General features: G+C 68.9%; 21 protein-coding genes. 16 read left to right on the top strand and 5 right to left on the bottom strand.

All coding sequences use genetic code 11. The annotated features are described in order from the left end of the window. Window positions 1-34 precede the first annotated feature (34 nt). From sp36 to EAW56_RS08260, 3 genes are read left to right on the top strand one after another with little or no spacing between them, the layout of a single operon-like run. Window positions 35-190: a Sp36 family protein gene (gene sp36 / locus EAW56_RS08270; protein ID WP_095066741.1), complete on the top strand. Its 156-nt coding sequence runs from the start codon at window positions 35-37 to the stop codon at window positions 188-190. A gap of 3 nt (window positions 191-193) precedes the next feature. Beyond that, complete coding sequence (locus tag EAW56_RS08265; RefSeq protein ID WP_122086081.1) at window positions 194-676, top strand: RidA family protein; 483 nt, start codon at window positions 194-196, stop codon at window positions 674-676. Between the two features lie 51 nt (window positions 677-727). Further along, window positions 728-1,540 (top strand): MBL fold metallo-hydrolase, encoded by an 813-nt coding sequence (locus tag EAW56_RS08260; protein WP_095535933.1) that lies wholly within the window; start codon window positions 728-730, stop codon window positions 1,538-1,540. 67 nt (window positions 1,541-1,607) lie between these two features. On the opposite strand, the gene glxR is transcribed toward EAW56_RS08260, so the two are convergent. After that, window positions 1,608-2,291, bottom strand: coding sequence for a CRP-like cAMP-activated global transcriptional regulator GlxR (glxR, locus tag EAW56_RS08255; protein ID WP_095535934.1), 684 nt, complete (start codon window positions 2,289-2,291; stop codon window positions 1,608-1,610). 319 nt (window positions 2,292-2,610) lie between these two features. On the opposite strand from glxR, the gene nth reads away from it, so the two are divergent. From nth to EAW56_RS08235, 4 genes are read left to right on the top strand one after another with little or no spacing between them, the layout of a single operon-like run. Continuing rightward, a complete protein-coding gene (nth, locus tag EAW56_RS08250; protein ID WP_122086079.1) occupies window positions 2,611-3,444 on the top strand; it encodes an endonuclease III in 834 nt (277 codons plus the stop codon). After that, complete coding sequence (locus EAW56_RS08245) at window positions 3,441-4,031, top strand: TlpA family protein disulfide reductase (RefSeq protein ID WP_122086078.1); 591 nt, start codon at window positions 3,441-3,443, stop codon at window positions 4,029-4,031. Before nth ends, EAW56_RS08245 begins: the two co-directional genes overlap by 4 nt. Then, entirely contained in the window at window positions 4,028-4,768 is a 741-nt protein-coding gene (locus EAW56_RS08240; protein WP_095535936.1) for an NUDIX hydrolase, read from the top strand. The genes EAW56_RS08245 and EAW56_RS08240 overlap by 4 nt, the downstream gene beginning before the upstream one ends. A 57-nt stretch (window positions 4,769-4,825) precedes the next feature. Further along, window positions 4,826-6,016: a MarP family serine protease gene (locus tag EAW56_RS08235; protein WP_095535937.1), complete on the top strand. Its 1,191-nt coding sequence runs from the start codon at window positions 4,826-4,828 to the stop codon at window positions 6,014-6,016. Between the two features lie 13 nt (window positions 6,017-6,029). On the opposite strand, the gene EAW56_RS08230 is transcribed toward EAW56_RS08235, so the two are convergent. Next, window positions 6,030-6,803: an alpha/beta fold hydrolase gene (locus EAW56_RS08230; RefSeq protein WP_095535938.1), complete on the bottom strand. Its 774-nt coding sequence runs from the start codon at window positions 6,801-6,803 to the stop codon at window positions 6,030-6,032. A gap of 30 nt (window positions 6,804-6,833) precedes the next feature. After that, the gene (locus EAW56_RS08225; RefSeq protein ID WP_095275193.1) at window positions 6,834-7,376 is read right to left on the bottom strand and encodes a phage holin family protein; all 543 of its coding nucleotides are present in this window, start codon (window positions 7,374-7,376) and stop codon (window positions 6,834-6,836) included. A 251-nt stretch (window positions 7,377-7,627) separates the two neighbouring features. Here EAW56_RS08225 and EAW56_RS08220 point away from each other — a divergent pair, with 251 nt between their 5' ends. Continuing rightward, entirely contained in the window at window positions 7,628-8,650 is a 1,023-nt protein-coding gene (locus tag EAW56_RS08220) for a dienelactone hydrolase family protein (protein WP_208636501.1), read from the top strand. Window positions 8,651-8,674: 24 nt separating this feature from the next. Here EAW56_RS08220 and EAW56_RS08215 read toward each other — a convergent pair whose 3' ends face one another. After that, window positions 8,675-9,481: an HAD family hydrolase gene (locus EAW56_RS08215; RefSeq protein WP_244213391.1), complete on the bottom strand. Its 807-nt coding sequence runs from the start codon at window positions 9,479-9,481 to the stop codon at window positions 8,675-8,677. Between the two features lie 175 nt (window positions 9,482-9,656). Between EAW56_RS08215 and ssd the strand changes: the two genes are divergently transcribed. From ssd to EAW56_RS08180, 7 genes are all read left to right on the top strand, one after another. Then, entirely contained in the window at window positions 9,657-10,682 is a 1,026-nt protein-coding gene (ssd, locus tag EAW56_RS08210) for a septum site-determining protein Ssd (protein ID WP_095275190.1), read from the top strand. Beyond that, the gene (locus EAW56_RS08205; protein ID WP_122086073.1) at window positions 10,682-11,809 is read left to right on the top strand and encodes a TadA family conjugal transfer-associated ATPase; all 1,128 of its coding nucleotides are present in this window, start codon (window positions 10,682-10,684) and stop codon (window positions 11,807-11,809) included. The genes ssd and EAW56_RS08205 overlap by 1 nt, the downstream gene beginning before the upstream one ends. Continuing rightward, window positions 11,806-12,597 (top strand): type II secretion system F family protein, encoded by a 792-nt coding sequence (locus EAW56_RS08200; RefSeq protein WP_122086072.1) that lies wholly within the window; start codon window positions 11,806-11,808, stop codon window positions 12,595-12,597. Before EAW56_RS08205 ends, EAW56_RS08200 begins: the two co-directional genes overlap by 4 nt. Beyond that, window positions 12,594-13,184 carry a type II secretion system F family protein gene (locus tag EAW56_RS08195; RefSeq protein ID WP_122086070.1) on the top strand — a complete coding sequence of 197 codons (591 nt, stop codon included), beginning with the start codon at window positions 12,594-12,596 and terminating at the stop codon, window positions 13,182-13,184. The genes EAW56_RS08200 and EAW56_RS08195 overlap by 4 nt, the downstream gene beginning before the upstream one ends. 83 nt (window positions 13,185-13,267) lie before the next feature. Beyond that, entirely contained in the window at window positions 13,268-13,474 is a 207-nt protein-coding gene (locus EAW56_RS08190) for a DUF4244 domain-containing protein (RefSeq protein ID WP_122086107.1), read from the top strand. Then, on the top strand, window positions 13,474-13,758 hold the full coding sequence (locus tag EAW56_RS08185; protein ID WP_095275186.1) for a hypothetical protein: 285 nt from the start codon (window positions 13,474-13,476) through the stop codon (window positions 13,756-13,758). The genes EAW56_RS08190 and EAW56_RS08185 overlap by 1 nt, the downstream gene beginning before the upstream one ends. Then, window positions 13,758-14,114, top strand: coding sequence for an Rv3654c family TadE-like protein (locus EAW56_RS08180; RefSeq protein ID WP_095275185.1), 357 nt, complete (start codon window positions 13,758-13,760; stop codon window positions 14,112-14,114). Before EAW56_RS08185 ends, EAW56_RS08180 begins: the two co-directional genes overlap by 1 nt. Here EAW56_RS08180 and EAW56_RS08175 read toward each other — a convergent pair. After that, on the bottom strand, window positions 14,062-16,449 hold the full coding sequence (locus EAW56_RS08175; RefSeq protein ID WP_122086068.1) for a DEAD/DEAH box helicase: 2,388 nt from the start codon (window positions 16,447-16,449) through the stop codon (window positions 14,062-14,064). The genes EAW56_RS08180 and EAW56_RS08175 overlap by 53 nt on opposite strands. 190 nt (window positions 16,450-16,639) lie before the next feature. On the opposite strand from EAW56_RS08175, the gene EAW56_RS08170 reads away from it, so the two are divergent. Next, on the top strand, window positions 16,640-16,843 hold the full coding sequence (locus tag EAW56_RS08170; RefSeq protein ID WP_034996968.1) for a cold-shock protein: 204 nt from the start codon (window positions 16,640-16,642) through the stop codon (window positions 16,841-16,843). Window positions 16,844-17,005 lie beyond the last annotated feature (162 nt).

Raw genomic sequence — 17,005 nt, 5'->3', positions numbered from 1 at the left:
CTGTCGCGTGGCGCGGCACGGTAGGGTGGTCGCCATGAAGAAATGGGAATACGCCACTGTGCCGCTACTTACTCACGCCACGAAGCAGATCCTGGATACCTGGGGCGAGGACGGGTGGGAGCTCGTCTCCGTCACCCCGGGCCCCAACCCGGATAACGTTGTCGCGTACCTCAAGCGAGAGGTGGAGTAGGCCATGGCAGGATCGTGGACCGCAGCACTCGCCGAGCTCGGCATTGAGCTCCCGCAGGTCGCCGCGCCCGTCGCGGCGTACGTCCCCGCGAACCGCGTCGGCGACCAGGTCTGGACGTCGGGGCAGTTGCCGCTTATCGACGGCGCACTGCCGGCCACCGGCAAAGTCGGCTCAGAGGTCAACGCGGAGGATGCCTACACGTACGCCCGCCAGGCCGCGCTGAACGCGCTCGCCGCCGTGGACGCGCTCGTGGGCCTGGACAATGTCACCCGCATCTCCAAGGTCGTCGGCTTCGTCGCCTCGGACCCGTCCTTCACCGGCCAGCCGGCCGTGATCAACGGCGCCTCCGACCTGATGAAGGAGGTCTTCGGCGAGGCCGGTGAGCACGCGCGTTCCGCGGTTGGTGTTGCTGTCCTGCCGCTGGACGCACCCGTCGAAGTCGAGCTCGTGGTTGAGGTTGCGGAGGGTGCGGAGGGGCGTCGATAAGCGCATGCCCCGTGCTGCGCTGATGGTGCAGGACGCGGTAGGGTTGGAGGCATGAAGCACCCCGCTTACAGTCAGTTGCGCCCTGTGACGACCTCCGCCGCTGTCGTATTGGCGCCCAACCCGAGCTACGCGGCGCTGGAAGGCACGAACTCGTGGGTCATCCGCGACCCGGAAGATGAGTACAGCATCGTCGTGGACCCGGGCCCGGCGGATGAAGGCCACCTCAACGTGCTGCAGGCTAAGGCAGACAAGGTCGCCCTCATCCTCATCACCCACCGCCACCACGACCACGCGGATGGTGCAGAGCGGTTCCGCCAGCTCACCGGCGCGCCGATTCGTTCGTTCGACCCGCAGTACTGCCATAACGCGGAAGCGCTGCAGGACGGCGAGATCATTTCCCTCGACGGCGTGACGCCGAAGCTGCAGGTTGCGCACACCCCCGGCCACACCCGGGACTCCGTCTGCTTCTTCGTCTACACCCACGAGGTGGAGGACGATCAGCTGGAGGGCATCATCACCGGCGACACCATTGCGGGGCGCCACACCACCATGATCTCCGAAACCGATGGAGATGTGGGCGAGTACCTGGACAGCCTGGAGATGCTGGAGACTCGCGGCGAAAACATCATGCTGCTGCCGGGTCACGGCCCCGAGGGCGAGGACCTGTCCAAGTACGCGCGCAAGTACATTGACCGCCGCAACCAGCGCCTCGAGCAGATCCAGCAGGCGCTCAAGGAGCACGGCGAGGACGCAGACATCAACACCCTCGTCGACGCGATTTATGACGATGTCGATCCGGTCCTCCGCGGCGCTGCCGAGCAGTCCACCCGCGTGGGTCTGCGCTACCTGCGCAACCAGAAGTAACGCCCCGTACAACAGCGACTGCCCCGGCAAGGTGCCGGGGCAGTGTTCGTATTTGGGTGCTCGCGGGCTAGCGGGCGCGGCGAGCCAGGTGCTCGGTGTCCACGATGAGGACGGACTTGCCCTCCAGCTTGATCCAGCCGCGGTGCATAAACGTAGCGAGCGCCTTATTCACGGTCTCGCGGGAAGCGCCGACCAGCTGGGCGATCTCTTCCTGTGTGAGGTCGTGATTGACACGCAGCGCGCCGCCCTCTTGGGTGCCGAAGCGGTTGGCCAGCTGCAGCAGCGTCTTGGCCACTCGGCCGGGCACATCGGTGAAGATGAGGTCTGCCAGCGACGCGTTGGTGCGGCGCAAGCGGCGGGCCAACACGCGCAGCAGCTGCTGGGAGATTTCCGGGTGGTCCGTGATCCACTGCTTGAGCATCTGCGAGTCCATCGTCGCCGCGGTCACCTCGGTGACGCAGACGGCGGAGGAGGTGCGCGGGCCCGGGTCAAAGATGGACAGCTCGCCGAACATGTCGGACGGACCCATCACGGAGAGCAGGTTCTCGCGTCCGTCGGGGGCGTGGCGAGCCAGCTTTACCTTGCCGTCTACGATGATGTAGAGCCGGTCGCCCGGTTCGCCCTCATCAAAAATGGTGGTACCGCGGGAGAACGTCAGCGTCTCCATCTCTTTGATCAGAGCGGCCACCGCGTCGGCGTCGACGCCCTGGAAAATGCCGGCCTTGGCCAGCGTGTCCTGAATGCCTTCCATTGAACCTCCTCGGAACGGCGGTGACTGTTATCCTCTGCGTGGTTTTGGTCACCTAAGTGTCGCTTTTACGGCGTGGTCACAATGGCAGATGCTACCAGTTCATGTTGTGATGGGTACCATATCCCGGAAAAGTTTCCCTACCGGCAATTTTAGGTTCAGCAAACGTTCAGTTAGTAACAATAGTGCGTGTTAATGGGCCTCAACTGATGCTGCTTCGAGGCGTTCCATGCCCAGGGTGAACAGGCCGAGGAAGAGGGGCAGGATCGCAACTAAAATTACCGTCATAGGGGTCATGGTACGTGTGCGATAGCATTGCAGCATGTCCAACGCCTTGCTTCCCCCTGCGCCGGACGCCGGGAAACCGCCGGCCGGCAAGCTTACGCCGCCGCGGCGCCGCGCACCGGGATCCCACCCGGCGGCGAAGGGGAAGGAGACGGAGCTGGGCCGTACCCGCCGCGCCCGGCGGATCAACCGCACCCTGGCGGCGGCGTTCCCGGACGCCCACGCGGAGCTGGACTTTTCCAACCCGCTCGAGCTGCTCGTTGCCACGGTGCTCTCGGCGCAGACGACCGACGTCCGCGTCAACCAGGTCACCCCGGCCCTGTTTGCCACCTACCGTACGGCGCAGGATTACGCGGCGGCAAACCAGGCGGAGGTAGAGGCGCTGATCCGCCCCACCGGGTTCTACCGCGCCAAGGCCGCCAACCTGATCGGGCTGGGGCAGAAGCTGGTCACGGACTTCGGCGGCGAGGTCCCGGTCGCGCTCGAGGACCTGGTCACGCTCCCTGGAGTGGGACGCAAGACCGCGCACGTGGTGCGGGGCAACGTCTTTGGTAAGCCGGGGCTCACCGTGGATACGCACTTCCAGCGGCTCGTCGCGCGCCTAGCGCTGAGTGCGCAGCGCGACCCGGTGAAGATCGAGCGGGAGATTGCCCAAATCATCCCCGCAAGCGAGTGGACGATGTTCTCGCACCGGCTCATCTTCCACGGCCGGCGCGTCTGCCACGCGAAGAAGCCGGCGTGCGGCGCGTGCCCCATCGCGTTCGATTGCCCCGACTTCGGCGCGGGGCCAACCAGCCCGGAGGAGGCAGCGGCCCTGGTCACCGGGGAAGAGCGCGAGCACATCCTGGGCATGTTGGGTGATGCGCAGTGAGGTCGGGCAAGACCGCGGTCGTGGCCAGCGTGGTGGGCGCGCTGGTGGTCACCTGCTTCGTCGTCGCCGGCGCTGTAGCGCTGCTGCGCGGCGGCGGATCGGGTGATGAGGTGCGTGGGAAGGGGGAGACGGGGGCGTCGATAAGCGAGGAAGCGCCCGTGGCCCAGCGGCCCGACTGCGTGGCCGGTGGGGTCGGTGGCGTGGAGCTGCCGTGCCTGGGCGGCGCCGATGTGCCCGGAGAGCGCGCGGGTGTGACGGTAGTCAACGTGTGGGCCTGGTGGTGCGAGCCGTGCCGCACTGAGCTGCCCGTGTTCGAGCGCTACGCCGCAGACCACCCGGACGTGGAGGTCGTGGGCGTGCACGCGGACCGCCAGGCGGCGGCCGGGGCCGACCTGCTCAACGAGCTCGGCGTGGAGCTGCCCAGCTACCAGGACTCCGCCAACAGTTTCGCGGGACGGCTGGGTCTGCCCGGCGTCGTGCCCATCACGGTGGTGTTCCGCGACGGCAAGCAGGTGGGCACGCTCGCGCAGGCCTTCGAGTCCGAAGAGGCACTGGCCAGCGCCATCGACGGGGTGCTCCGGCGATGAGCGAGCGCAAGAAAGGGCAGCTTCTCGACGTCCCACTGCAGCCCCACAAGGCGCCCCGCTGGCTCGCGCCGCTGATCGACCGGATTCAACGCGGCACCTACCGCGAGGCGGCGCGGCCCCTCCTGCACGGGCGCACCGTGCCGGAGGACGCGGCGGACGAGGCCGCGGTGCTGATCCTGTTTACCGGGAACGCGGCGTCGGCGACCATCCCGGACGACGCGCACGTGCTCATCACCCACCGCACGCCGCGGATGCGGAGCCACTCGGGGCAGATGGCGTTTCCCGGCGGGCATATCGACGCCGGGGACCGCGGGCCCGTCGACGCGGCGCTGCGCGAGGCCTGGGAGGAGACCGGCCTCGAGCGTTCGCGCGTGACGCCGCTGGCCACGCTGCGCACAGTGACCACGGGCGGCAGGGGACTCCGGGTGCGGCCGGTGATTGCGTACGCGGAGCAGCCGGGCGAGACCTACGTGGCCAGCCCGTTTGAAACGGACGACGTCTTCTTCATCGCCGTGCGCGACCTGGTGGACCCCGCGAACCGGCTGCAGGTGGGGCTGGCCAATTTTGCCGGGCCCGCCTTCCGCGCCGGGTGCTACGTTGTGTGGGGCTTTACGGCTATTCTGCTCTCAATACTTTTGGAGCAAGCCGCGTGGGCCCGCGACTGGGACCGCACTTTGCGCGATTTGGACGAGGTGCTCGCCAACTCCGCCAACGGGGAGCCGCGGTACACGCGGTAGCCCCCGCGGACCGGCCCCGATGACGCCCCACAACACGAACCAGGAGACAGCAAAACAGTGACCGGATCAGCCATCGTGGACCTCGTCGCGGCGATTCTGGTGGTGGGCAGCTTCGCGGCGGGGTGGCGACGGGGCGTGCTGGCGTCCGTGTTCATCGCGGTGGGCAGCGTGGCCGGCTTGATTGTGGGGCTGCTCGCTGCCGCGTACACGCTCGACTTCTTCTCCGGCCGCGGGCTGCGCGTCATCATTTTCCTGGCGGTCGTGGTGTTCTTCGTCGGGCTGGGGAACTTGGCTGGCTCCGCGATTGGCGACGCCCTGCGCGGCGCCCAGCGGTGGCGCCCGATGCGCGCGCTGGATTCCGTCGCGGGCGCGTTGCTGCAAGCGCTGGCCATGTCCCTGGCGCTGTGGCTGGTGTCGATCCCGCTGGTCAGCGCGCTTCCGGAGCCGCAGAGCGCCGCGCTGCGGGACTCGCGGGTGCTGCGCGGGATTGACGCCGCAACACCGGACGCATGGGCGCAGCTGCCCGCCAAGGCGGCCGCATTGCTGCACGACACGGGCCTGCCGCCGCTGGTCTCGCCGTTGAGCGCCGATGCGAAGCGTGAGGTGGACGCGCCGGACGAGTCGGTGGTGACCGGTGACCTGGTCGACCGCGTCCGACCGAGCGTCGTCCACGTCGTGGGTGACTCGGAGACCTGCCACCACCGCCTGATGGGCAGCGGCTTCGTCATCGCGGACGGCTACGTGCTGACCAACGCCCACGTGGTGGCGGGCACCCAGCTGGTCAACCTGGACACCGTGCTGGGCGTGAAGCACGCGGACGTCGTGCTCTACGACCCGGAGGTGGACATCGCCGTCCTTCACGCCCCCGAGCTGGGTCTGCCGGAGCTGACGTGGGCGCCGCGCGAGCTAAAGTCCGGCGATGACGCCGTGGTGATGGGCTTCCCCGAATCCGGCCCCTTTGAGGCAGACGCGGTACGCGTGCGGACCCAGTTGGAGCTCAGCGGCCCGGACATTTACGCCACTGGCCGGGTGGAGCGCGGCGCGTACACGATCCGCGGCGACATCCGCCAGGGCAACTCCGGCGGGCCCATGTTCACCCCGGAGGGGCAGGTCGCGGGCATGATTTTCGGCACGGACGTGGACGTCGCGGACACCGGCTACGCCCTGACCGGCACGCAGCTCCGCGAGGTGATCGGCGACGTCGAGCGCCTCACCGACCCGGTGGACACGCAAACCTGCGCGGTCTAAAGCACCAGGAGTGCTATGACGCCAAGTGCTTCTCGACGCCCCGCACAAACGCCCCCGGATCCCCCGCGTAGGGCAGGGCGTGGAGGACGTGGTTGGCGCCGGTAGCTGGCGCGTGCCGCCGCAGGCGGTGCGTGGCGAGGATGTGGGGCAGCGCGTTATCGATGCGCAGCGCCGCAAGCCGGGTCGCGAGCGTTTCCGCTGGGTGATCGGGGTGCTTGGCGGCGCTGTCGGCCGCTGCCCGCGCGAGGGTGGCGTGAAACGCGCTGCGCCACGCGCGGTCCAGCGCGCCGGGCAGGTGTGTGGCGGTGGCGGCCGCGACGGGGGCGGGGAGGCGGCCGAGCCAGGCGGGGAGGTGCGGCTCGTTGGGGAGCGTGAGCACGCTGCGGACGAGCTGAGGCTGGGCCTGCTCGAGGGCGCGGGCGACCACGGCGCCGGTATCGGCGGCGACGAGGGCGGCATTCGCATGTCCCAGGGTGTGGATCACCCCGCCGAGGTCGCCGCGCAGGATGCGCAGCAGGTTGCCGCCTCGGTGGGCGGGCTTGTCAGACATGCCGAAGCCCCGCTGGTCCAGCGCGGCAACGTGGTAGCCGCGGCTGGCCAGCGGGGCGAGGGCGTAGCGGAAGTCGAACCAGCCGCCGTACGCGCCGTGGATGAACAGGACCAGGGGGTCGGCGGGGTCGCCGGCCACGGCGGCGTGCAGGCGCACGCCGCGAGTGTGCAGCATGCGGTGCGCAAACTCCCCCGGCAGGTCAACGACCGAGGGTGGCGTCGGGGTCAGGCGGGGCATGCCCGGAGCGGCCCTGGAGGCGAAAAGCGCCTACTTGGTCACTGCCGTGGAGCCGGTGGTGTGCGCGGCGGAGGAGTACAGGCCGCTGGAATCCTTGGACAGGTTCTGCTGGGCCTGGCCCGGGCGCAGGTGCTTCAGCTCGCCGACGGACTCGATGGTCTTCTCCGGCGCCTTGATCTTCTTCACCTTCTGCAGGCCCATGAAGGCCAGGATGCCAGCGAGGGCGATCATGATGAGGAAGACGATGAGGAAGGCCCAGCCGCGGTGCATCCAGGACGCGAGCATCTCCGCCAGGGCGAAGAAGGCGAAGAAGCTGGAGTACAGTGCGATGACGCCGGCCACGGCGAAGAGGCCGCCGCCCATGGCGCCCTTCTTGACCTCGCCGATGACCTCGGTCTTGGCCAGCTCGATCTCGCCGCGGACCAGGGTGGAAATCTGCTCCGTCGCGTTGGAGACCAGCGTGCCAATGGAATCCTTACCCGGCTGGGTGGTGTCGGCGTCGCGCAGCGGGATGGAGTCCACCTTGGCAGACACTGCCGTGGAACCGCTGGTGTACAGACCGTCTTTGCTCACTGTTTTTCAAACCTTCCTGCGAGTCGCCTACAAGGCGTGTGGCTACTGCTGCTCTCGCGCGTATACGTACACGTGTGATGCATTGTCCTCCACGACTTTAGCTATAGTCCAGCCTTCGTGCCTGTATTGGGGCCGGAAGGTCGACGAAACCGCTGCCGCGCAAGTTAGGATTTAAGCCTAAAACATCCTGTAAATGGTCCAAAATGCGCAGATTCTTTCACGGGTGTGAGCGCTGCGTGGGAAGGAATGTGGTGAAGGCCCTCAAGGTCCTTGGCAAGGCGCTGGTTGCGCTCCTGGTTGTGCTCGTGCTCCTCGCGGCGGTGATTGTTGGGTTGCGCGCTTACAACCGGCACACCTACCCGTTCGCGAGCGGGGGGTCGTCTTCTGTTGCGGGGGAGGGGGATGGTGGGGCGTCGTTAAGCGTTGCCCCGATCCATGGGGACCAGATCGAAGGGTTCCACATCACGCCCGAGGGGAAGACGCACCCGGGCGTGGTGGTTGTGTACGGCGGCTCCGAGGGCGGTGCGGACCGCACTCGTGCCGAGTGGCTCGCGGGCGAGGGCTACGAGGTGCTCAGCATGTACTTCTTCGGGCGGGAGGGGCAGCAGCAGGGGCTCGCGGAGGTGCCGCTGGAGCAGTTTGATGAGGTCAGCACGCTTATCGACGCCACCGTGGACGGCGATGGGCCAGTGACGGTCGTGGGGACGTCGAAGGGCGCGGAGTTTGTGGAGCTGCTGGCGGCAAAGGGCTTCCGGGTGGACAACGTGGTCGCGTTCGTGCCCGCGAGCTATTCCTACCCGGGGCTGGTGTTCCAGCAGGCGGAGGAGTTGCCGTCGTTTACCTACAAGGGTGAGGCGGTGCCGTTCGCGTCGTTCCGCGCGGGGTCCATGGCGGCCGGGGCGAAGCAGATGTGGGACATGGTGACCGGCTACCCGGTGTCGTACCGCGCGACCTACGAGTCGGCGGCGGAAGCGGCACCGGAGGAGGCGCGCATTGACCTCTCGCACTTCGGCGGGAACGTGCTGCTCTTCGCCGGTGAGGACGACCAGATGTGGCAGTCCGCGGACGCGGCGCGCGAGCTCGAGGCGCAGGGTGAGCAGGTGGAGGCTCACGTGTACCCGGACGCCGGGCACGTCTTCTTTGCGCACGCGGAGGAGCTGCCGAACGGCTGGCAGATCATGCTCGGGGGTACCCCGGAGGGCAACCGCGCCGCGTACGAGGACTCGCGGGCCGTGTTGCTGGAGCGCCTCGACCAGTGGCACGGGAGGCAGTAGCTACTCGAGCTCCTCGGGCGGGGGCTAGGCGGAGCGGCCGTCGCGCATGATCGCGCGGGTGACCAGCGTGCCGACGACGGCGAGCGCCGTGATTCCGGCGATGACGCCCGCGCCGATGCCCACCTCGCGCGCGTTGGGCATCTGGATGAGCGGCTCCGGGTTCTTGAAGGTGCGGATCTCCCAACCAGAGGACATGGCGTGTTTGCGCAGGGCGCGGTCCGGGTTGACGGCCACGGGGTTGCCCACGGCCGCGAGCATCGGGATGTCCGTGGCGGAATCGGAGTAGGCGTAGCAGTGCGCGAGTTTGTGGCCGTGCTCGCGGGCGAATGTTTCCACGGCCGCCGCCTTGGCCTCGCCCTTGAGGTACTGGGTGATTGTGCCGGTGAGCTTGCCGTCTTCCACCTCCACCTCGGTGGCCACGACGGTGTCCACGCCGAGCTCGGCGGCGATCGGCTCGACGAGGATGTCCGCGGAGGCGGAGATGATGATGACGTCGTGGCCCGCCGCGCGGTGCTGCTCGATCAGCTCGCGCGCCTCGCGGTAGATCGCAGGCGTGACCACGTTGTGCATCGTTTCGGTGGTGATGCGCCGCACTTCGTCCACATCCCAGCCCTTGACCAGCTGCGCGAGTTGGTCGCGGGAGGCGTCCATCTGCTCGCTGGAGTGGCCGACGAGCATGTAGGAGGCCTTGGACAGGTAGAGGTCGAGCGCCTCTTGGCGGGTGATCAGGCCGTTGTTGAGGAACTCTTTGCCAAAGGCGTAGGCAGACGAGGTCGCGATGATCGTCTTGTCCAGGTCGAAGAATGCCGCCACCGGCGCGCGAGTTGCCATGTGCTTCATTCTAACGAGCTAACCTCAGCGCCCGGCGTGTAAATGCTGAGTCGCGTGTGAGGGATGGGACTGGGTTATCCACAGATTGTTTGTTTTGGATACGATCGCGCCCTGGGTTATCCACAGATGTATCCAACCCCTTGCGCGTTGATATTGCGCCTGTAATGCTTACGGTATGACGCAAGCAAAAGTACCGAATTCTCGCGCCAGCCGCCCCATCATCGTCGCGGTGGACGACCCACTCCTCCACCCGGAGGTCACCCACCTCGCCGCAGCCGCTGGCCACGCCATCGTGGACGTTGCCGACCCCACCGCGCTGCCGCAATACGTGGCGCGTGCGTTCGCAGTGCTTGTCGACGCCACCTGGGCCCCACACCTCCCTCCGCCCCGAGCCGACAACGTGTTCATTGTCAGCGGCAGCCTCGCCGACGCCTCCGCGTCCCCGGACGCCTTCGTCCTGCCGGCGCAGGCCGGCGACCTCCTCGTCGCGCTCGGCCGTTGCGCACAGGCGAGCCAGCACAGCGGCGGCGGGCGCACGGTCGCCGTGCTCGGCGCGGGTGGCGGCGTCGGCGCATCCGTCCTCGCCTGTGCGCTCGCTGAGGTGGACGGGAACGCCACGCTCATCGACGCACACCGGCTCTCCGGCGGACTCGACCTCCTCCTCGGCGTCGAGGAGCGGCCGGGCGCGCGCTGGGGCGAGATCGTGCTGGGCGATGGTGCCGTAGCGCGCACCGACGTGCGCCGCGCCCTGCCCTCCACCGCTTCCGGCACCGCGGTCCTCACGTTTGCGCGCAGCACCGTCGCGGACCCGTTCCGGGTCACCACGGCGGAGCTGGAGAGGCTCTGCCGCGCTGTGGGCGGCGAGGGCCTGACCGTCCTCGACGTTCCCATCGACCTGCTCCCGGCGGCGTGCGACCTGGCCGTCATCGTCGTGACGCCGACGGTGCGCTCCGTCTGCGCGGCGCAGACGATCGCGCTAGAGTGCAACGCCGCCGGCGTGGAGCACGTGCTGGTCCTCCGCGACTCCCCCTGGCAGGGCATCGACGACGACGGCGTTGTCGCAGTGACCCGCTCGCGGATCTGCCACCGCCTGCCCACGCTGCACCGGCTGCCGCGCTCGATCGAGAGCGCTGGGCTCCCGGCGCGCCTGCCCAAGCCCCTGCGCAAGGCGGCCGACGCGGTGCTCGCGGAGGTGGCGTGATGGATGCCAACGACGTACTCGCGCGCGTGCAGCGTCGCCTTGCGGACGAGCCTGCGCCCCCGTCGCCAGCACGGTTGGTGGACATCATCCGCGACGAGGCGGTGGTGATTAGCGACCTCGACGTGCTCGCGCTCATGCGCAAGCTCCGCGACGACACCACCGGCGCCGGCCCGCTCGAACCGCTGCTGGCGGCCGGCGATGTGACGGACATTTGCGTCAACGGCCCGTCCGAGGTCTACATCGACCGCGGCCGCGGCCTCGAGCTGGCGGAGACCACCTTCGACTCGGAGGCGGACGTGCGCGCCCTGGCCACGCGCCTCGCGCTGAGCTGCGGGCGCAGGCTCGACGACGCACAGCCATACTGCGACGGGCACCTCACCCGCGACGACGGCACGCTCTTGCGCTTCCACGCGATCCTCGCCCCAACGGCCCAGGTGGGCACCTGCTTGTCGCTGCGCGTGCTGCGCACCGCCACCGCCTCGCTCGCGGACCTGGTGGCGGGCGGCTCCCTTGATCAGGAGCGCGCCGACCTGCTGCGCGCGCTGGTAGTGCAGCGTAAGGCGATCCTGGTGGTGGGCGGCACCGGCTCCGGCAAAACGACGCTCCTGTCTGCCCTGCTTGCAGAGGCCGCCCCCACCGAGCGCATCATCGCCATCGAGGACACGCTTGAGCTGACCCCGCACCACCCGCACGTGCTTAACCTGACCACGCGTGCCGCCAACGCCGAGGGCGCCGGTGCGATCACCATCGCGGACCTGGTCCGCCAGGCCCTGCGCATGCGGCCGGACCGCATCGTGGTTGGCGAGATCCGCGGTGCCGAGGTCGTCGATCTCCTCGCCGCGCTCAACACGGGCCACGACGGCGGTGCGGGCACCCTCCACGCCAATTCCATCCACGAGGTCCCCGCCCGGCTGGAGGCGCTCGCGGCCCTCGGCGGTCTGGACCGCGCCGGGCTGCACTCACAGCTCGCCGCAGCCGTGGACGCCGTGGTGGTGGTCCGCCGCGGCACCGATGGCACCCGCTACGTGCACCAGATCGGCGTGCTGGAAGGCCAGCCGGTCACCGCACGCGTGGTGTGGGACAGCGAGCGCGGTCCCGCCGCGGGCTACAAGGAGCTGGCATCATGAACCCATTGCTCATCGCCGCCGCGGCCACTGCGCTCACCGCCCCCGCTCCCTCTGCCCGCCTCGGCGCACTCACGCGCAACGTGCAACGCTTCTCGACGCCACGCCTCCACCACACACTCTTCATCGCCGGCATCGTGCTCGCGCTCGGCCTGGTCGCCGCCAAACGGGTCAGCGTGGTCCTCGCGGCAGTCATGGTCGGGGCGACCGTCGTCGACCTCATCGTCCGGCGCCGGGAGCAGCAGCAACGCGCCAAAGGCGCGGCCGTGACCGCCGACTTTCTCGGCCACGTGGTGGCCAACCTGGACGCTGGAGCCCCGCTGCCGCGCGCCTGCGTGACTGCCGCCGAGCGCCTGCCCGACAACGCGCCGGCCCCACTCGCGCGCGACATCCACCGGCTGGCCCACCATATTCGGCTCGGGCACTCCGCAGCGCAGATCGAGGTACCTACGGCGCAGCCGGAGCTGGCACGCATGGTCACGCTGTGGCGGCTTGCAACCGGGCGCGGGATCCCCGTCGCCCAGCTTCTGCGCGCCGCGCGCGACGAGCTCGACCACGCCGAGCAGCACCGAGCCGCGACAACCGCGGCGCTGGCCGGGCCGCGCACCACGGCTATGGTGCTCGCCGCGTTGCCGCTCGCCGGGATGCTCATGGGCGCCGCGATGGGGGCGAACCCCGTCGGGCTGCTGACCTCCGGCGGCATAGGCGGGGTGCTCCTCGTCGTCGGTACCGCCCTGGTGTGCGCGGGCACCGTCGTGTCCCGGGTGATTATAGAAAGGGCGGCGCAATGATCCTGCTTCTCGCATCACTGTTCCTCGCGGCCGCGCTCGCCCTGCCTCGGGTCCAGCCCGCGCAGCGGCTGCGCGTTACTCCCAGCGCGGGTTCGAAGACCCCGCGGGATGGTCCCCGCGGGGAAGCGCCGGGTATCGACGCCCACCGCAGCGCAGCCGACATCACGCTCTTCGCGGCATGCTGCGAGGCCGGACTCCCGCTCGCCGACGCCGCCGCCGCTGTAGCTGAAACTTACGGCGACACCGGCAGAGGCAATGCGCGCGCGAGTCCTTGGCATACCGTCTCTGCGCTGACGGCGCTCGGGGTGAGCCCCGAGCGCGCCTGGTCAGAGCTCCATAGCGTCCCAGGTGGCGCGGAGCTCGCCGGGCTTGTTGCCCTCTCCAACTCCTCGGGGTCCGCCATCGTGGCGGGCTGCGAGCGCATCGTCACCAAGCTTCGTGCTGAAGCTGCCGACGAGGCGAGCGCCAAAGCGGAACGGGCGGGCGTCCTCATCGCGATCCCGCTTACCGCCTGCTTCCTCCCGGCGTTCTTCGTCCTCGGGCTTGCACCGGCGGTGCTCAGCTTGGGGGCGGCGATCTTGCACTAACTGTCCACTCCGAAAATCAACAATCATTCTCAACCAATGAAGGGAACACAATTACTATGAATACGATCAACACTGCTACCGTCATGGGCGTCCAGAAGATACGCGGTTACGCTGGGCAACTCGCTGCAAAGATGCAGGACGACCGGGGGATGTCAACCATCGAATATGCGTTTGGGTCGCTCGCGGCGGCCGCGCTCGCCGGAGTGCTCTACCTCGTGGTAAACGGCGACGGAGTGACCTCTGCAATTGAGGGCGTGATTACCGACGCACTCACGAACACCCCGGGCTAATGACCACGATCGAGACAGCGCTCTCGCTGTCCGCACTCGTCACCGTCGCGGCTGCCATCGTTGCCGGCATCGCCACCATCGCCGCCTACATCACGGCGGTGGATACGGCCGGCGCGGCGGCGCGCGCCCACGCAATCGGGGTGGAGTTCGCCCCGCCGCGCGGCAGCGTCGATGTCGCCGAGTCCGGCGGGGTCGTGACGGTGACTGCGCGGGTCCCGGCGGCGGTGGGGCAGATGCAGGCAACCGCGCTGTTCCCCGTCGAGCACACCGCGGGGGAACGCTGATGGGCTGGCTCCGGAGGCTTCGCAGCGAGGAAGGCTCGGCGACGGTCACCTCGGCGGGCATCATCACCGCGGTGATCGCGCTGGCGCTCGCGGTAGCTGCGGTCGGCGCGCGCGTCGTGGACCACCACCGCGCGCAGGTCGCCGCCGACCTCGCTGCCGTTTCCGGGGCGACGGCGCTCTACACGGGCGCGCCCGCCTGCGAGGCCGCCGAGCGCACCGCGACGCTCAACTCTGCGGCCGCAGAGTTGTGCGAGGTGGACACCGGCGACGTCACCGTCCGTGCCCGGATCGGGCGCGCGGAAGCTACTGCCCGGGCTGGCCCGGCTGAGGAGGAACGTCCCCGGCGGTCATGGTGACCAGCGCGCCCAGCAGCTTCAGCGCAGCGTGCTTGTTCAGCGGCTGGTTCCCGTTGCCGCACTTCGGGGACTGCACGCAGGACGGGCACCCGGACTCGCAGGGGCAGGCGCGCACCGCCTCGAACGTCGCGGTGATCCACTCGTGGAAGCGGGCGAAGCCCTCGTCGGCGAAGCCCGCGCCGCCCGGGTGGCCGTCGTAGACAAACACCGTGGGCAGCATGGTGTCCGGGTGCAGCGCCGTGGACACGCCGCCGATGTCCCACCTGTCGCAGGTGGCCAGCAGCGGCAACAGCCCGATGGCTGCGTGCTCTGCGGCGTGCAGCGCGCCGGGGACGTCGCCCGCCGAGATCCCCAGCTCGTCGAGGACCAACGGGTCGATGGTGTAGGCCACCGCCCGGGTGATCAGCGTCTGCTCGGGGAGGTCGAGCGGGATGTGCTCGGACACGGTGCCGTCGGCAAGCCGCACGACGTAACCGGTGACCCGGTCGGTGACCTCGACGTCGACGTTGGCTACCCACAGGCCCGGGGAGGGGTGGACGCGCGCGGAGGCGTCGCCCAGGATCGCGATGTCCGTGGTGGAACGCGCCTGCGTGGAGTAGTCGGGCGTCTCGGGTGCCACCAGCGCCACGTAGCCGTCAAGGTCCAGCTTCTGGACCACGAAGGACTCGCCCTGGTGCAGGTAGACGGCGCCGTCGTGGACCTGCGTGGCGGCCCGCGCGGCGTCCACGGTGCCCAGTAGCCGGCCGTCCGTCGCGTCCACGATGAGGACCTCCTCCCCGGTGCCGCCGCGCAGGGATACGACGGAGTGTGCGGTCTCCGGGGTGAGCTCACCCTCCAGTTGCGGGGTGGCGAACCAGCCGCGGGGGCGGCGTCGTAAATAGCCCTCCCGCTCGAGCTCCTCGACGACGTCGTGCGCGCCAAACGCGTCCACGTCCGCGTGCGAAAGCGGCCGTTCGACGGCGGCGCAATAGACGTGTCCGCGCAGGATGTACGGGTTCTGCGGGTTGAACACCGAAGACTCCACCGGGCGGCCCAGCAGCGCGTCCGGATGGTGGACCAGGTAGGTGTCCATCGGCTCGTCGCGGGCGACCATGACCACCACGGAAGCCTGGCCGCGGCGGCCGGCGCGCCCCGCCTGCTGGCGGAACGAGGCGACCGTGCCCGGGAAACCGGCCATGACCACCGCGTCGAGGCCCCCGACGTCAATGCCCAGCTCAAGCGCGTTCGTGGTGGCGAGGCCGAGGAGGTCGCCCTCGTCCAGCGCACGCTCCAGCTTGCGACGATCCTCCGCCAGGTAGCCAGCGCGGTAGGACGCCACCCGGCCCGCCATGTCGGCGCGGCCCGCCACGACCAGGTCCTCCTGCGCACGCAGCGCGACCGTCTCCGCAGCGCGGCGCGAGCGCACGAAGGTAAGCGTGCGCGCACCTTCCTGCATCAGCGTCGACATGATGGTCGCTGCTTCGGTGGAGGCGGCGTAGCGCACGGGCGCACCGTTTTCGCCTTCCGCGCCCTCGATGAAGCCGGGCTCCCACAGCGCGATCGTGCGGGACCCGGTCGGCGCGGTGTCCTCGGTGATGGCGGTGACGCTGCGGCCGCAGAGCCGAGACGCCTGCCCTGCCGGGTCCGCGGCGGTTGCGGAGGCGAACACCACGACCGGGTGCGACCCGTACGCGGCGGCGATGCGTAACAAGCGGCGCAGGACGAGGGACACGTTGGCGCCGAAGACGCCGCGGTAGGTGTGGCACTCGTCCACCACCACGAAGCGGAGCTGGCGCAGGAAGCGCGCCCACCGGGGGTGCGCGCCGAGGAGCCCCGCGTGCAGCATGTCGGGGTTGGAGAAGACGAAGCGGGACGCCTCGCGGATTCCGGCACGGGCCTCGGTGGGGGTGTCGCCGTCGTACGGGGCGGGATGGACGCCGGAGAGCTGGGGAATCTGCGACGTCATCCGCAGCGTCGCCTGGAGCTGGTCCGAGCCCAGTGCCTTGGTGGGGGTGAGGTAGAGGGCGCACGCCTTGGGGTCCTCGGCAAGCGCGGTGAGGATGGGCAGCTGGTAACCGAGCGACTTTCCGGAGGAGGTGCCCGTGGCGATGACGGTGTCGTTGCCGTCGCGCACCGACTGCGCGCACTGGGCCTGGTGGGTGTAGGGAGCGGTGACGGAGGCGTCGATAAGCACTTGCTTCAGCTCGGGGAGCACCCACGCTGGCCACGGAGCGAACTGCGCGGGCGAAGCGGGGACGTCCTCCACGTGCGTGATGGTGGAGCTGCCGAAACGGCGGCGCAGGAGCTCGATGAGTTCTGCGCCGAGCGACGGTGGGGGTGCGGGGGTATGAGTCATTCCATATGAAGTATGCCACTCGCTATGCCAAAGTATGCGATTCGTGGCACACTAGAGCACGGTCACAGATTTTGTGTGCGCCCTCCAAAGGTGCTCGCGAGGATCGTTGACGCGGGCGCCAGGAACCCCGAGATGGTCCTGGTGGACGACCAAACATATCTCACTCAAGTTTTACGTGAAAGGTTTCACCATGGCTACCGGAACTGTTAAGTGGTTCAACGCAGAAAAGGGCTTCGGCTTCATCGCACCGGACGACGGCTCCTCCGACGTCTTCGTGCACTACTCCGAGATCCAGGGCTCCGGCTTCCGCACCCTGGAGGAGAACCAGCAGGTCGAGTTCGAGGTGGGCGAGGGCGCCAAGGGCCCGCAGGCCCAGCAGGTGCGCGCGCTGTAAGCCCGCATTCCAAAGAGCCCCCGCTGCCGGTGACCTGAACTGCTCCCCATTAGTTGGACTGAGAAAATCAGTTACCGACTAGTGGGGAGTAGTTTTCATTGAGAGCTCGAAGTTCGCTGAGTGAGCATCAGCGCGAGCAGTTGGTTGCACTATTTGAGCAAG

The organism is Corynebacterium gottingense, assembly GCF_003693265.1.
Classification (GTDB): Bacteria; Actinomycetota; Actinomycetes; order Mycobacteriales; family Mycobacteriaceae; genus Corynebacterium; species Corynebacterium gottingense.
This window is presented reverse-complemented; position numbering and strand designations above follow the sequence as displayed.